Source organism: Pseudocitrobacter corydidari, assembly GCF_021172065.1.
Classification (GTDB): domain Bacteria; phylum Pseudomonadota; class Gammaproteobacteria; order Enterobacterales; family Enterobacteriaceae; genus Pseudocitrobacter; species Pseudocitrobacter corydidari.
On record NZ_CP087880.1, the window covers coordinates 3,538,818 to 3,552,224 of the forward strand.

At 54.5% G+C, this 13,407-nt stretch carries 17 protein-coding genes; 11 read left to right on the plus strand and 6 right to left on the minus strand.

From position 1 onward, the window contains the following. The first annotated feature begins 13 nt into the window (after nt 1-13). The gene (gene panS / locus G163CM_RS16445; RefSeq protein WP_108475993.1) at nt 14-955 is read left to right on the plus strand and encodes a ketopantoate/pantoate/pantothenate transporter PanS; all 942 of its coding nucleotides are present in this window, start codon (nt 14-16) and stop codon (nt 953-955) included. Nucleotides 956-986: 31 nt separating this feature from the next. On the opposite strand, the gene G163CM_RS16450 is transcribed toward panS, so the two are convergent. Then, on the minus strand, nt 987-1,325 hold the full coding sequence (locus G163CM_RS16450) for a helix-turn-helix domain-containing protein (RefSeq protein ID WP_231825660.1): 339 nt from the start codon (nt 1,323-1,325) through the stop codon (nt 987-989). Beyond that, nucleotides 1,322-1,678 carry a type II toxin-antitoxin system RelE/ParE family toxin gene (locus G163CM_RS16455; protein ID WP_231825661.1) on the minus strand — a complete coding sequence of 119 codons (357 nt, stop codon included), beginning with the start codon at nt 1,676-1,678 and terminating at the stop codon, nt 1,322-1,324. The genes G163CM_RS16450 and G163CM_RS16455 overlap by 4 nt, the downstream gene beginning before the upstream one ends. A gap of 196 nt (nt 1,679-1,874) precedes the next feature. Between G163CM_RS16455 and G163CM_RS16460 the strand changes: the two genes are divergently transcribed. Beyond that, a complete protein-coding gene (locus G163CM_RS16460; protein WP_015966351.1) occupies nt 1,875-2,147 on the plus strand; it encodes a YjbD family protein in 273 nt (90 codons plus the stop codon). On the opposite strand, the gene rluF is transcribed toward G163CM_RS16460, so the two are convergent. Next, the gene (gene rluF, locus G163CM_RS16465; RefSeq protein ID WP_231825662.1) at nt 2,148-3,020 is read right to left on the minus strand and encodes a 23S rRNA pseudouridine(2604) synthase RluF; all 873 of its coding nucleotides are present in this window, start codon (nt 3,018-3,020) and stop codon (nt 2,148-2,150) included. Nucleotides 3,021-3,368: 348 nt separating this feature from the next. Here rluF and G163CM_RS16470 point away from each other — a divergent pair, with 348 nt between their 5' ends. The 8 genes from G163CM_RS16470 (at nt 3,369) to G163CM_RS16505 (ending at nt 9,887) form a co-directional block, all read left to right on the plus strand. Further along, nucleotides 3,369-4,316 (plus strand): sugar-binding transcriptional regulator, encoded by a 948-nt coding sequence (locus G163CM_RS16470; protein WP_231825663.1) that lies wholly within the window; start codon nt 3,369-3,371, stop codon nt 4,314-4,316. A 69-nt stretch (nt 4,317-4,385) separates the two neighbouring features. Continuing rightward, nucleotides 4,386-5,192 (plus strand): SDR family oxidoreductase, encoded by an 807-nt coding sequence (locus G163CM_RS16475; RefSeq protein ID WP_015966354.1) that lies wholly within the window; start codon nt 4,386-4,388, stop codon nt 5,190-5,192. 9 nt (nt 5,193-5,201) lie between these two features. After that, nucleotides 5,202-5,609, plus strand: a complete 408-nt coding sequence (locus G163CM_RS16480; RefSeq protein ID WP_015966355.1) for a mannose/fructose/sorbose PTS transporter subunit IIA — start codon at nt 5,202-5,204, stop codon at nt 5,607-5,609. Then, the gene (locus tag G163CM_RS16485; RefSeq protein WP_231825664.1) at nt 5,609-6,103 is read left to right on the plus strand and encodes a PTS sugar transporter subunit IIB; all 495 of its coding nucleotides are present in this window, start codon (nt 5,609-5,611) and stop codon (nt 6,101-6,103) included. Before G163CM_RS16480 ends, G163CM_RS16485 begins: the two co-directional genes overlap by 1 nt. Nucleotides 6,104-6,167: 64 nt before the next feature. Then, nucleotides 6,168-6,965 (plus strand): PTS mannose/fructose/sorbose transporter subunit IIC, encoded by a 798-nt coding sequence (locus G163CM_RS16490; protein ID WP_015966357.1) that lies wholly within the window; start codon nt 6,168-6,170, stop codon nt 6,963-6,965. 11 nt (nt 6,966-6,976) lie between these two features. Beyond that, nucleotides 6,977-7,801 carry a PTS system mannose/fructose/sorbose family transporter subunit IID gene (locus G163CM_RS16495; protein ID WP_015966358.1) on the plus strand — a complete coding sequence of 275 codons (825 nt, stop codon included), beginning with the start codon at nt 6,977-6,979 and terminating at the stop codon, nt 7,799-7,801. Nucleotides 7,802-7,852: 51 nt separating this feature from the next. After that, nucleotides 7,853-9,082 (plus strand): L-sorbose 1-phosphate reductase, encoded by a 1,230-nt coding sequence (gene sorE, locus G163CM_RS16500; RefSeq protein ID WP_231825665.1) that lies wholly within the window; start codon nt 7,853-7,855, stop codon nt 9,080-9,082. Beyond that, nucleotides 9,075-9,887, plus strand: a complete 813-nt coding sequence (locus G163CM_RS16505; protein WP_231825666.1) for a shikimate 5-dehydrogenase — start codon at nt 9,075-9,077, stop codon at nt 9,885-9,887. Before sorE ends, G163CM_RS16505 begins: the two co-directional genes overlap by 8 nt. Before the next feature lie 38 nt (nt 9,888-9,925). On the opposite strand, the gene G163CM_RS16510 is transcribed toward G163CM_RS16505, so the two are convergent. Continuing rightward, on the minus strand, nt 9,926-10,249 hold the full coding sequence (locus G163CM_RS16510) for a helix-turn-helix domain-containing protein (RefSeq protein WP_231825667.1): 324 nt from the start codon (nt 10,247-10,249) through the stop codon (nt 9,926-9,928). 1 nt (nt 10,250) lies between these two features. Beyond that, nucleotides 10,251-10,598: a type II toxin-antitoxin system RelE/ParE family toxin gene (locus G163CM_RS16515; protein ID WP_231825668.1), complete on the minus strand. Its 348-nt coding sequence runs from the start codon at nt 10,596-10,598 to the stop codon at nt 10,251-10,253. Between the two features lie 214 nt (nt 10,599-10,812). Between G163CM_RS16515 and pepE the strand changes: the two genes are divergently transcribed. Further along, the gene (gene pepE / locus G163CM_RS16520; protein WP_231825669.1) at nt 10,813-11,502 is read left to right on the plus strand and encodes a dipeptidase PepE; all 690 of its coding nucleotides are present in this window, start codon (nt 10,813-10,815) and stop codon (nt 11,500-11,502) included. A gap of 91 nt (nt 11,503-11,593) precedes the next feature. Here pepE and G163CM_RS16525 read toward each other — a convergent pair whose 3' ends face one another. Beyond that, a complete protein-coding gene (locus tag G163CM_RS16525; RefSeq protein WP_015966362.1) occupies nt 11,594-13,225 on the minus strand; it encodes a Na/Pi cotransporter family protein in 1,632 nt (543 codons plus the stop codon). Between the last annotated feature and the right edge of the window lie 182 nt (nt 13,226-13,407).

Below are 13,407 nucleotides of genomic sequence, written 5' to 3' on the forward strand. Positions count from 1 at the left end.
CAAGGAATACAACATGCTCGCTGTTCTGACTCGGCTGTTCCCGTTATGGGCGCTGCTGCTCTCCGTTATCGCTTATTACACGCCACCCACGTTTACCGCCATCGGCCCGTGGGTGCCGACCCTGCTGATGCTGATTATGTTCGGTATGGGCGTGCATCTCAAAGTTGACGATTTTAAGCGCGTGCTTTCACGCCCGGCACCGGTGGCGGCGGGGATTTTCCTGCACTATCTGGTGATGCCGCTCGCCGCCTGGCTACTGGCGCTGCTGTTTAAGATGCCGCCGGAGCTTTCTGCCGGGATGGTGCTGGTTGGCAGCGTGGCGAGCGGTACAGCATCCAACGTGATGATTTATCTGGCGAAAGGCGACGTCGCGCTGTCGGTCACCATCTCCTCTGTTTCAACGCTGGTTGGCGTAATTGCCACGCCGTTGCTCACCCGTCTGTACGTCGATGCACATATTCAGGTCGATGTAATGGGTATGCTGCTGAGTATTCTGCAAATTGTGGTGATCCCCATCGGCCTTGGGTTGATTGTGCATCACCTTTTCCCGCGCGTAGTGAAAGCCGTGGAGCCTTTTCTTCCTGCCTTTTCGATGGTGTGCATTCTGGCGATTATCAGCGCTGTGGTTGCCGGTTCCGCATCACACATCGCCTCGGTCGGTTTTGTGGTGATTATCGCCGTCATTCTGCACAACACGATTGGCCTGCTCGGCGGCTACTGGGGTGGGAAACTGTTTGGCTTTGATGAGTCCACCTGCCGCACGCTGGCGATTGAAGTGGGGATGCAAAACTCTGGCCTTGCGGCTGCGCTGGGTAAAATCTATTTCGGCCCCCTCGCGGCGCTGCCCGGCGCGCTTTTCTCGGTGTGGCACAATCTTTCCGGCTCGCTGCTGGCGGGTTACTGGTCCGGGAAGCCGCTTGATGAGAAGGCGCGGGATGCGGTGAAAGAGGGATGATTCGCGGCCCGGTAAGGTGGACTTGCCGGGTTTAGCCTATCTGCAATGTGACGGGTTTCCCCAGTCTCACTAACATCATAACCAAAGCGTCCAGAGTAAATTTATTGGTTTTATGGTTCACAACGTCTGAAACCCGTGGTCGGGAGATATTTAGTTTCAGGGCGGCGTCAGCTTGTTTCAGTTTGTGCTCGTCAATCCAAACCGCGATTTCCTGCATCAGTTGCTGTTTGAGCGCAATGAGTTGCTCAACTTCCCGTTCAGCGTCCAGAAAAAGCTGTTCAGCTTCTTCGCCACTAAAACCCAGCTCAGAAAATATGTTGGCATCCGCAGGCGTCACGTGCTGGATTTTGACATCAATGGAGGAGCTCATTTTCGGTTCCTTAGCTCTTGCTGTACTGCCTGATAACGGGCTTTTGCAATTTGTTTGTCTTGTTCAGAAGTGCGCTGCGTCTTTTTGCCGAAACAGTGCAACACATACACAGCGTCCTCCATGCGGGCAAAATAGATAATCCGATAAATTCCGCATACATGCCGTAATCGTACCTCTTCAACACCCGGCCCAATGTCTGTCATCGGTTTCCAGTCGGCCGCTTCCAGACCAGCTTGCAAACGATGTAGCTGATAACCCGCGTCTTTACGCACCTCTTTCGGAAAACAGCATAAATCATCGAATGACCGGCCGACCCAGGCAATGGGTCTCGACGCTTGCCTGATTGAAAGCATAACACATCCTTGTATAAAATTTTATACATGCATTGTTAGTAATTTTCACACACCCTGTTCCACACAGGCATTACGCTAATTCAGAGGCTTTTATTCGTCACCAGGAAAATAAATAATCTGCGATGCGCTTTCAGAATTAGTTTCTTTCGCACAATTTCCCGTACACTGGACTCTCTGGCTAACTGAGGGCACCATCATGGCACTCCCCCGCATCACCCAAAAAGAGATGACCGAACGCGAGCAGCGTGAACTGAAAACGTTGCTTGACCGCGCCCGTATCGCGCATGGCCGCGTGTTGACCAATGCCGAAACCAACAGCATCAAGAAAGAGTACATCGATAAGTTGATGGTTGAGCGTGAAGCTGAAGCGAAGAAAGCCCGCCAGTTGAAGAAAAAGCAGGCTTATAAACCGGATGCAGAAGCATCGTTTTCCTGGTCGGCGAATACGCCGACGCGCGGCAGACGCTGATTAGCGCCCTTTTTTCTTACGCCCAGGCGAGGTAAAACGCTTACCGTTAGACGCCGGGCGGCCCCCTTTTTCAGCGGTTTTTTCGATCTTCACCACCGGGCGTTTAATGCCCGCCGTTTTCGGTTTTGCCTTCGCTTTTGGCTGTGCTTCTGAAGAGGAGCCTTCGATAAGTTTAAACAGATCGATAAGCTCATCGTCGCTTAAATCACGCCACTCGCCCAGCGGAATACCGCTTAAGCTGACGTTCATGATGCGCGTACGTTCCAGCTTTTTCACTTCATAGCCAAAGTACTCGCACATGCGACGAATCTGACGATTCAGGCCCTGTACCAGGGTGATGCGAAACACAAACGGCGCTTCTTTTTTCACTTTGCACTTTTTCGTCACCGTGCCCAGAATCGGTACGCCCGCCGCCATGCCGCTCACAAACTCATCCGTCACCGGTTTATCTACCGTCACCAGATACTCTTTTTCGTGATCGTTACCGGCACGCAGGATCTTATTGACCAGATCGCCGTGGTTGGTGAGGAAAATCAGCCCCTGAGAATCTTTATCCAGGCGGCCAATCGGGAACACACGTTTGCTGTGGTTAACGAAATCGACGATGTTATCGCGCTCGCCATCTTCCGTGGTGCTGACAATGCCCACCGGCTTGTTCAGCGCGATCAGCACCAGATCTTCTGCCTCGCGCGGCTCAATCAACTGACCGTTTACTTTTACAACGTCGCCAGGTTGCACCTGATCGCCAATAGTGGCGCGTTTACCGTTCAGGAAAACGTTACCTTGTTCGATATAGCGATCGGCTTCGCGACGAGAGCAAATTCCGCTTTCGCTGATGTATTTATTTAAACGGATGGATGAGTCGGGCAGCATAAATTCTCCTCTAAAACGCGGAATATACCTTACCTGTTAGCGTGGAAAAACAGGGTTCTGCGGCAACATCGAAATTAAATGTGATCTGCCACACCTTTTATCACAAAAGTGTCGCTGAAGGTCTGATGCAAATTTGCGTGGTGAAAATCAAGCTAATCAAGATATTACGCATCTCTGCACACCTGTGCTGATGACTGCTACGAGCAGATACAAATGTGCAAGAGAAAGCGCCATTTCAACGCGCGTAAAGAGTGAAAAATCGCTTTTAAAGGCCCTCATGATGGGGTTATATCAGATCAAGCGATGAGAAAGCGTATTTGCACAAATGTGCAGAATCAGGAGGCGGCAATGGAAAACAGTGACGATATCCGTTTGATTGTGAAGATTGCCCAACTCTATTACGAGCAGGATATGACGCAGGCGCAAATCGCGCGCGAGCTGGGGATTTATCGCACCACCATCAGCCGCTTGCTTAAACGGGGCCGCGAGCAGGGCATTGTCACCATCGCCATCAACTATGACTACAACGAAAACCTCTGGCTGGAGCAGCAACTGAAGCAAAAGTTTGCCCTGAAAGAGGCCGTGGTGGTGTCGGGGCACGATGAAGAGGAAGACGCGCAGCTGGCGGTGATGGGGTTACACGGCGCGCAGCTGCTGGATCGTTTGCTGGAACCTGGTGATATTGTCGGTTTCTCCTGGGGCCGCGCGGTACGTGCACTGGTCGAAAATCTACCGCAGGCGGCGCAATCCCGACAGTTAATCTGCGTGCCGATTATCGGTGGGCCATCCGGGAAACTCGAAAGCCGCTATCACGTGAACACATTAACCTACGGTGCGGCGGCAAAGCTGAAAGGGGAATCGCATCTCGCAGATTTTCCTGCCCTATTGGATAACCCATTAATTCGTAATGGGATCATGCAGTCTCAGCACTTTAAAACCATCTCGGCCTACTGGGACAACCTGGATGTTGCGCTGGTGGGAATTGGTTCCCCGGCCATTCGCGATGGCGCTAACTGGCATGCATTTTATGGCGGCGAAGAGAGTGATGACCTGAATGCCCGCCAGGTCGCCGGTGATATTTGCTCGCGCTTTTATGATATTCAAGGCGTAACGGTCGATACCAATATGAGCGAGAAAACGCTCTCTATCGAAATGAATAAATTAAAGCAGGCGCGATATTCTATTGGCATCGCCATGGGCGAAGAAAAATACAGCGGAATTATTGGCGCACTACGCGGAAAATATATTAATTGTCTGGTTACGAATAGCGACACAGCGGAACTGTTACTGAAATAAAAATCTGCCCGACTTTTACCGTAATGAAAATTACGGCGGGCCTCTGTTACCTAAAATCAGGAGTCTGTTATGCAAACGTGGTTAAATTTGCAGGATAAAACCATTATTGTCACCGGCGGCGCATCCGGCATTGGCCTGGCGATTGTCGAAGAATTATTAGCACAAGGCGCGAATGTGCAGATGGCCGATATTCACGGCGGTGACGGTCAATATGAAGGCCATAAAGGCTATCAGTTCTGGCCAACCGATATTTCCAGCGCCAAAGAGGTGAATCATACGGTTGCGGAAATTATCCAGCGCTTTGGTCGCATCGACGGTCTGGTCAATAACGCCGGGGTCAATTTCCCGCGTCTGCTGGTCGATGAGAAAGCGCCTGCCGGACAGTATGAGCTCAACGAAGCCGCATTCGAAAAAATGGTCAATATCAATCAGAAAGGCGTGTTTCTGATGTCGCAGGCCGTGGCGCGGCAGATGGTCAAACAACACGATGGCGTGATTGTGAACGTCTCCTCGGAAAGCGGGCTGGAAGGCTCAGAGGGTCAGAGCTGCTATGCCGCCACCAAAGCTGCGCTCAATAGCTTCACCCGCTCCTGGTCGAAAGAGCTGGGTAAGCACGGTATCCGCGTGGTCGGCATCGCGCCGGGGATTCTGGAAAAAACCGGGCTGCGTACGCCGGAATATGAAGAAGCGCTGGCGTGGACGCGCAATATCACCGTCGAGCAGTTGCGGGAAGGCTACACCAAAAATTCCATTCCTATTGGACGCTCGGGAAGATTAGCGGAAGTGGCTGATTTTGTGTGTTATCTGCTGTCTGAACGCGCCAGCTATATCACCGGAGTAACCACTAACATTGCGGGCGGCAAAACGCGCGGGTAAGGAGGCTTTATGGTCAATGCCATTTTTTGCGCCCACGGCAAATTAGCCTGCGCCATGCTGGAATCGGTTCAGATGGTGTACGGCGACGCCAATGTCGAGGCGGTTGAATTTGTGCCCGGCGAGAACGCCGGAGACATCGTGGCCAAGCTGGAAAAGTTAGTGAGCATTCACAATCAAGATGAGTGGCTGATCGCCGTGGATTTACAGTGCGGCAGCCCGTGGAATGCGGCGGCAACGCTTGCGATGCGCAATCCACGTCTGCGGGTAATCAGCGGCCTTTCCCTGCCGCTGGCGCTCGAACTGGTCGATAACCAGGGCAGCATGCACGTTGATGAACTGTGTGAACACCTGACGCAAATCGCAAAGCAAACCTGCGTCGTCTGGAAACAACTTGAAACGGCAGAGGAGGATTTCTGATGAACATTACGCTCGCCCGCATTGATGACCGCCTGATCCACGGCCAGGTCACCACCGTCTGGTCGAAAGTGGCTAATGCCCAGCGCATTATTATCTGCAATGACGAGGTCTATAACGATGAAGTTCGCCGGACCTTATTGCGCCAGGCCGCCCCGCCGGGAATGAAGGTTAACGTCGTTAATATTGAAAAAGCCGTCGCGGTTTATCACAACCCGCAATATCAGGACGAAACCGTTTTTTATCTTTTCACCCGGCCCCAGGATGCCTTAGCGATGGTTCGCCAGGGTGTAAAAATCGGCACCCTGAATATTGGCGGCATGGCCTGGCGCCCCGGTAAAAAACAGTTAACCAAAGCCGTTTCATTAGATGACGATGATATTAACGCCTTTAATGAATTGAATAATCTTGGCGTCACCCTGGATTTACGCGTCGTGGCGTCAGATCCCTCCATCAATATTATTGACAAAATAAAAGAACAGTTAGTCGCAAATTAAAAATAGCGCCTGTGTACGTATGCTTTAACAGGCAGGGATGACGACACTTAAAAGGTGACAAATAATGGAAATTAGTACCCTACAAATCATAGCGATATTTCTTTTTTCCTGTATTGCCGGAATGGGCAGCGTGCTGGATGAATTTCAGACTCACCGCCCGCTTATCGCCTGTACGGTGATTGGCTTAATACTTGGCGACATTAAAACCGGGATTATGCTCGGCGGCACGCTGGAGCTTATCGCACTGGGCTGGATGAACGTCGGTGCGGCCCAATCCCCGGATTCCGCGCTCGCCAGCATTATCTCCGCCATTCTGGTTATCGTCGGCCAGCAAAGTATCGCTACGGGCATCGCCATCGCCCTTCCCGTGGCGGCGGCGGGCCAGGTGCTGACGGTTTTCGCCCGCACCATCACCGTGGTGTTCCAGCACGCGGCAGATAAAGCCGCAGAGGAGGCGCGTTTTCGCACCATCGATATTCTGCATGTCTCCGCGCTTGGCGTGCAGGCGCTGCGCGTCGCCATTCCGGCACTGATTGTCTCACTGTTCGTCAGCGCCGATATGGTCAGCAATATGCTGAGCGCGATACCGGAGTTCGTGACGCGCGGTCTGCAAATTGCGGGCGGGTTTATTGTCGTCGTCGGCTACGCCATGGTGCTGCGCATGATGGGCGTGAAGTATCTGATGCCCTTCTTTTTCCTCGGTTTTATCGCGGGCGGCTATCTCGACCTCAGCCTGCTGGCCTTTGGCGGCGTCGGCGTGATTATCGCGCTGGTCTACATCCAGCTGAATCCGCAGTGGCGTAAAACTGAGCCGCAAACGCAGGCCACCTCTTCCACCGCCCTTGACCAGCTTGACGACTAACGGAGCCCATCATGGAACAGAGAAAAATTACACGCAGCGATCTGGTGAGCATGTTTCTGCGCTCCAACCTGCAACAGGCGTCCTTTAATTTTGAACGTATTCACGGGCTGGGTTTTTGCTACGACATGATCCCCGCCATCAAGCGCCTGTATCCATTGAAAGAAGATCAGGTCGCCGCGCTGAAGCGCCATCTGGTGTTCTTCAATACCACGCCAGCCGTATGTGGCCCGGTTATCGGCGTGACCGCCGCGATGGAAGAAGCGCGCGCCAACGGCGCCGAAATTGATGACGGCGCCATCAACGGCATCAAAGTTGGCCTGATGGGCCCGCTGGCGGGCGTTGGCGACCCGCTGGTCTGGGGAACACTGCGCCCGATTACCGCCGCGCTCGGCGCATCGCTGGCGCTGTCTGGCAACATTCTCGGCCCGCTGCTGTTCTTCTTTATTTTCAACGCGGTGCGTCTGGCGATGAAGTGGTATGGCCTACAGCTCGGCTTTCGTAAAGGCGTGAATATCGTTAGCGATATGGGCGGGAATGTGCTGCAAAAACTGACCGAGGGCGCGTCGATTCTTGGCCTGTTTGTGATGGGCGTGCTGGTCACCAAATGGACGTCAATCAACGTGCCGCTGGTCGTCTCGCAAACACCTGCCGCAGACGGTTCCACCGTCACCATGACCGTGCAGAACATTCTCGACCAGCTCTGCCCCGGCCTGCTGGCGCTGGGTTTGACGCTGCTGATGGTGCGTCTGCTCAACAAAAAAATTAACCCGGTATGGCTGATCTTCGCCCTGTTTGGCTTAGGGATTATCGGCAATGCGCTGGGCTTCCTGTCCTGATTCTTCGCCCCGGCGCAACGGCCGGGGCCATCGCTCAACCTGAGGTGGTTTATGAAAACAACAGCTCTGCGTCTTTACGGTACACGTGACCTGCGCCTTGAAACCTTTGACCTTCCTGAAATGCAGGAGGATGAAATTCTGGCGACGGTGGTTACCGACAGCCTGTGTCTCTCCTCCTGGAAAGAGGCCAATCTGGGGGAAAACCATAAAAAAGTGCCCGACGATGTGGCGACCAACCCCATCATCATCGGCCATGAATTTTGCGGCGATATTCTTGCCGTCGGTAAAAAGTGGCAGCACAAATTCCAGCCCGGCCAGCGCTATGTGATTCAGGCCAACCTGCAACTGCCGGATCGCCCGGACTGCCCCGGCTACTCCTTCCCGTGGGTGGGCGGCGAAGCCACGCATGTGGTTATCCCCAACGAGGTCATGGAGCAGGATTGCCTGCTGGCATATGAAGGTGAAACCTACTTTGAAGGCTCGCTGGTTGAACCGCTCTCCTGCGTGATTGGCGCGTTCAACGCCAACTATCATTTGCAGGAAGGCACTTATAACCACAAGATGGGGATTCGCCCACAAGGGCGCACGCTGATCCTCGGCGGCACAGGCCCGATGGGGCTGCTGGCGATAGATTACGCCCTGCATGGGCCGGTTAATCCGTCGCTGTTAATCGTCACCGATACCAATAACGACAAGCTGAGCTACGCGCGGAAACACTATCCGTCTGAGCCGCAAACGCTGATTCATTATCTCAATGCAACCGACGCCTCGTACGAGACGTTAATGGCACTGAGCGGCGGCCACGGTTTCGACGATATTTTCGTTTTCGTGCCCAATGAAGGGCTGGTTACCCTCGCCTCTTCACTGCTGGCGGCTGACGGCTGTATGAACTTCTTCGCCGGGCCGCAGGATAAACACTTCAGCGCACCGATTAATTTCTACGATGTGCATTATGCGTTTACCCACTACGTGGGCACGTCAGGCGGCAATACCGACGACATGCGCGCGGCGGTCAAACTGATCGAAGAGAAAAAAGTTCAGGCCGCAAAAGTGGTAACACATATTCTTGGGCTGAATGCCGCGGGCGAAACCACGCTGGAATTGCCTGCTGTCGGCGGCGGGAAAAAGCTGGTGTATACCGGAAAATATCTGCCGCTGACGTCACTCACGCAAATTCAGGATGAAGAACTGGCGGTGATTCTGGCGCGTCATCAGGGGATTTGGTCCGGCGAGGCGGAGCAGTACCTGCTCGCCCATGCAGAGGCGATTTCCCATGATTAATCGCGAGACTCAACTCTGCATGTCGCTGGCCGGTCGTCCCGGTAACTTCGGCACGCGTTTTCACAATTATCTGTATGAAAAGCTGGGGCTGAATTTTATCTATAAAGCGTTCACCACCCAGGATATTGCCGCGGCGGTGAAAGGGGTTCGCGCGTTGGGTATTCGCGGCTGCGCCGTGTCGATGCCGTTTAAAGAGAGCTGTATGCCTTTTCTCGACGCGATCGATCCGTCGGCGAAGGTCATTGATTCCGTGAATACCATCGTGAATGACAACGGCAGGCTGACCGGATTTAACACCGACTATATCGCGGTGAAAAGCCTGATCACCCACCACCAGCTGAATACCGCCGCGCGCGTGATGATTCGCGGCAGCGGCGGCATGGGCAAAGCGGTGATTGCCGCCTTTCGCGACGCGGGATTTACGGATGTCATCATCGCCGCCCGCAACCGCGAGAGCGGCCCGGCGCTGGCGAAGCAGTATGGGTTTCAGTGGCAACCGCAGCCGGAAGGCATCGCCTGCGATATTCTGGTCAACGTGACGCCTGTCGGCATGACCGGTGGTAAAGAGAGCCATGAGCTGGCCTTCAGCGAAGCGATGGTCTCTGCGGCAAGCGTCGTTTTTGATGTCGTGGCCCTGCCGCCGGACACGCCGCTCATTCGCCTGGCGCAACGGCTTGATAAGCAGACGATCAGCGGCGCAGAGGTGATTGCCCTCCAGGCCGTCGAGCAATTCGCGATGTATACCAGCGTGCGACCTAATGCGCAGCTGATTGCTGAAGCGGCAAGGTTTGCGCGCGAGGGATGAGCGGGAGCGTTCTGGCAAGGATTCGCGCCAGAACGCTTTTACATCTCGGCAAAAATGACTTTGAGTGAGCCGCCTGTCGCGCTCTGTTTTCCAACCACAATCTCAACATCTCGCCCCAGCTTTACCAGGCACTCAAGCATTTTTGCCTCACTGATTCCGCGAAACTGCCCCCTGAGTAAATTAGACAATTTAGGTTGTGTCATACCGAGAATATGCGCGGCCTGCTGTTGGGTTAATCCCTTACGTTGCAGGATTTCACTAATCGCCAGCGCCAGGTGCGCCTTCAGTTGCATCTGTTCAGCATTATGAATGCCGAGATCTTCATAAACATTGCCACAGCTGACATCCACATTTTGAGACATATCATCCCCCCTGCGCATGGCGTTGAGCGGCCTTTAGCCGCTGATAAATAAGATCGATTTCAAGTTTCGGCGTACTGATCCCCGAAGACGATTTCTTCTGAAAAACGTGTAATACATACACCGCATCACGCAAGGTGACGGTATAAACCGCACGCCAGGTATTACCGTGGAAATCTTCCACAACCTCCAGAATGCCTGCACAACCAAAGCCTTTTAGCGGTTTGGCCTGAGGATGTTTCTGCCCCTGCTGCGCGAGCCAAAGAGCGTAACCAAAAACATCCTGAATATGCTCCGGCATCGCCTGGAGATCCTTCCTTGACTGCCCGACCCAATACAGAGGTTTGCTCATTCCTCCTCCTGATTATATCCATATAGGTATAAATATCCATCGCCACAACCGGAGAATAAAGCAACGTCATCCACGCTGTATGAAAGATAATTCCAACCTGCGAGCCGCTTTCCAGAATATCTCTCCAGGTCCGTGAACCTCGTCAGCGAGTCTTATCACCCGGCGTGATAGCATAGTCATCAACCCCTTAATTCCCTGATTGTCTGGAGAAAGAATGGAACTGCTGCTGTTAAGTAACTCGGCGTTGCCGGGTAAAGCCTGGCTGGAACATGCGCTGCCGCTGATTCGTGGCGCACTAAACGGTCGCCGTTCGGCGGTGTTTATTCCCTTCGCGGGCGTGACGCAAACGTGGGATGCCTACACGGCAAAAACGGCGGCGGTCTTTGAGCCGATGGACGTATCGGTCGTCGGTATTCATAACGCTGCCGATCCGATTGCGGCTATTGAAAATGCGGACCTCGTGATTGTCGGCGGGGGGAATACCTTCCAGTTGCTGAAAGAGAGCCGCGAGCGCGGGCTGCTGGCACCGATTGTTGATGTGGTGAAGCGCGGCGCGCTGTACATCGGCTGGAGTGCGGGCTCGAATCTGGCCTGTCCAACCATTCGCACTACCAATGATATGCCGATTGTCGATCCGCAAGGTTTTGATGCGCTGGGGTTATTCCCGCTGCAAATTAACCCGCACTTTACCAATGCGTTACCGGAGGGGCATCAGGGCGAAACGCGCGAGCAGCGCATCCGCGAACTGCTGGTTGCCGCGCCGGAACTGACGGTGATTGGTTTGCCGGAGGGTAACTGGATTCAGGTGAGCGGTGAAGTTACGACGCTTGGCGGGCCAAATACTAACTATCTGTTTAAAGCAGGTGAAGAGGCGGTGCCGCTGGAAGCAGGCCACCGCTTGTAAAAGATTTTGCCGGATGCGCTGCGCTTATCCGGCCTACAGATTGTGCCGATTGTAGGCTAAATAAGCGCTGCGCATCCGGTGTCAAAATACACTAATAATCATCCCGCTCGTCATCTTCGTCCGGCTGCTCCAGCACGCTGTAAGCCACTGAGCAAAATAGCGAATTAAGACGTTTCATATCCCCCAGCAGGCCAAGGTGCAGTGAGCTGGTTTCAATACTCTGCACGTTCTGCTGGTGCAGACGATCGACGTGAGCGTGCGAGTAACGGCGATTCAGGATGCGGAAGCGATGCTTGCTACGGCGCAGACGGCGGGCGCTGGTGACGTCGCCGGAGAAGAATACCGACATCGCCAGTTGCAGGTTGCTCAGCAGTTGGTCGTAAAGCGCATCCAGCTCCTTCAGCCCTTCCACCGAAAACGCGCGGCGGGCCGCCAGCGATTTATCGGCGATCTCACTGCCCATGCGCTCCACGATATCTGAAGCCTGCTCCAGGTTGAGCGACATCTCGATGATTTCCGCCCAGCGCCGGGATTCCTCTTCAGCCAGTTCATCTTTCGGCATACGGGCCAGATAGAGCTTGATGGCGGTGTAGAGCACGTTAATGTCGTCCGCCAGCTTGCGCAGCTCTTTCTCTTCACGCGGCTCGCCGTGCATCACCTTTTTCAACCCTTCCAGCATCAATTCCATCGCATCGCCGATACGCAACGCTTCACGCGCGGCATTGGCTAACGCCAGCGTTGGCGTGTCGAGCGCGGTGGTATCGAGATGCTTGGGCTTCAGGCGTGCGTCCAGTTCCGGCTCATCACGAATCATCCGTTTGCAGAAACGCGCCATCGGCTCGGCGAACGGGATCATCACCACGCAACGAATCAGGTTGTAGAAGACGTGGAAATAGATAACCAGTTCCGATTCCGGCAGCGGCAGTTTGTGCAGCGTATCTGCCAGTACGTGGACGAATGGCAGAATGACCAGACTGCCCACCAGCTTGAACAGCAAACTGCCCAGCGCCACGCGCCGAGCAGCAGCGTTGGCGGCGCTGTTGTTGAGCATCGCCAGCAGGCCGGAGCCGAGGTTAGCGCCAATCACCAGACACAGCGCCACCGGGAAGGAGATAATTCCCGCGGTGGTTAGCGTGGCGGTCAGCAGTACGGCGGCCAGGCTCGAATAACTGATGATGGCGAACATCGCGCCAATCAGCGCATCCAGCATGATGTCGCCGGTGAGCGAGGCAAATATCACCTGTACGCCGTTGGCCTGGGTGATCGGCGTGACCGCCTGGACGATGAGCTCCAGTGCCAGCAAAATCAGGCCAAGGCCAATCCCGACACGCCCCAGTTGCCCGGCACGCGACTGTTTGCGGCCGAGGAAGAAGATCACGCCGATAAAAATCAGCAGCGGCGACAGCCAGGATAAATCGAAGGTGAGGATACGCGCCATCAACGCGGTCCCCACATCGGCCCCCAACACAATCACCAGGGCGGGCGTCAGGGCAACCAGGTCCTGGGCGACGAACGACGTCACCAGCATGGTCGTGGCGTTACTGCTCTGCACCAGCGCAGTGACGCCAATGCCCGCGCAGAAGGCGAGCGGTTTCTTTTCAACACTGCGGCTGAGGACGGTGCGCAGGCGCGCGCCGAAGACGCGCATCACGCCCGTGCGGACAATGTGAGTGCCCCAGACCAGCAGGGCGACAGCGGAAAGCAGGTGTAACAGCGTTAACACAGAGTGGGGTTCTCCTTATCGTTATTGTTTTCCTGAGGCTATCTGCGCGGTTCTGCCGGATGGCGCTTCGCTTATCCGGCCTACAGGCAAGGCGTGAATCCGGCGACGAACCCTGTAGGCCCGGTAAGCGCAGCGCCACCGGGCAAAACCGACGAAGCCTTCTTCCAGTATAAGGGTTTACT

Bases quoted from the DNA above. Each gene is read 5' to 3' on its own strand.
- panS (WP_108475993.1), top strand. From the start codon at position 14: ATGCTCGCTGTTCTGACTCGGCTGTTCCCGTTATGGGCGCTGCTGCTC.
- G163CM_RS16450 (WP_231825660.1), bottom strand. From the start codon at position 1,325: ATGAGCTCCTCCATTGATGTCAAAATCCAGCACGTGACGCCTGCGGAT.
- G163CM_RS16455 (WP_231825661.1), bottom strand. From the start codon at position 1,678: ATGCTTTCAATCAGGCAAGCGTCGAGACCCATTGCCTGGGTCGGCCGG.
- G163CM_RS16460 (WP_015966351.1), top strand. From the start codon at position 1,875: ATGGCACTCCCCCGCATCACCCAAAAAGAGATGACCGAACGCGAGCAG.
- rluF (WP_231825662.1), bottom strand. From the start codon at position 3,020: ATGCTGCCCGACTCATCCATCCGTTTAAATAAATACATCAGCGAAAGC.
- G163CM_RS16470 (WP_231825663.1), top strand. From the start codon at position 3,369: ATGGAAAACAGTGACGATATCCGTTTGATTGTGAAGATTGCCCAACTC.
- G163CM_RS16475 (WP_015966354.1), top strand. From the start codon at position 4,386: ATGCAAACGTGGTTAAATTTGCAGGATAAAACCATTATTGTCACCGGC.
- G163CM_RS16480 (WP_015966355.1), top strand. From the start codon at position 5,202: ATGGTCAATGCCATTTTTTGCGCCCACGGCAAATTAGCCTGCGCCATG.
- G163CM_RS16485 (WP_231825664.1), top strand. From the start codon at position 5,609: ATGAACATTACGCTCGCCCGCATTGATGACCGCCTGATCCACGGCCAG.
- G163CM_RS16490 (WP_015966357.1), top strand. From the start codon at position 6,168: ATGGAAATTAGTACCCTACAAATCATAGCGATATTTCTTTTTTCCTGT.
- G163CM_RS16495 (WP_015966358.1), top strand. From the start codon at position 6,977: ATGGAACAGAGAAAAATTACACGCAGCGATCTGGTGAGCATGTTTCTG.
- sorE (WP_231825665.1), top strand. From the start codon at position 7,853: ATGAAAACAACAGCTCTGCGTCTTTACGGTACACGTGACCTGCGCCTT.
- G163CM_RS16505 (WP_231825666.1), top strand. From the start codon at position 9,075: ATGATTAATCGCGAGACTCAACTCTGCATGTCGCTGGCCGGTCGTCCC.
- G163CM_RS16510 (WP_231825667.1), bottom strand. From the start codon at position 10,249: ATGTCTCAAAATGTGGATGTCAGCTGTGGCAATGTTTATGAAGATCTC.
- G163CM_RS16515 (WP_231825668.1), bottom strand. From the start codon at position 10,598: ATGAGCAAACCTCTGTATTGGGTCGGGCAGTCAAGGAAGGATCTCCAG.
- pepE (WP_231825669.1), top strand. From the start codon at position 10,813: ATGGAACTGCTGCTGTTAAGTAACTCGGCGTTGCCGGGTAAAGCCTGG.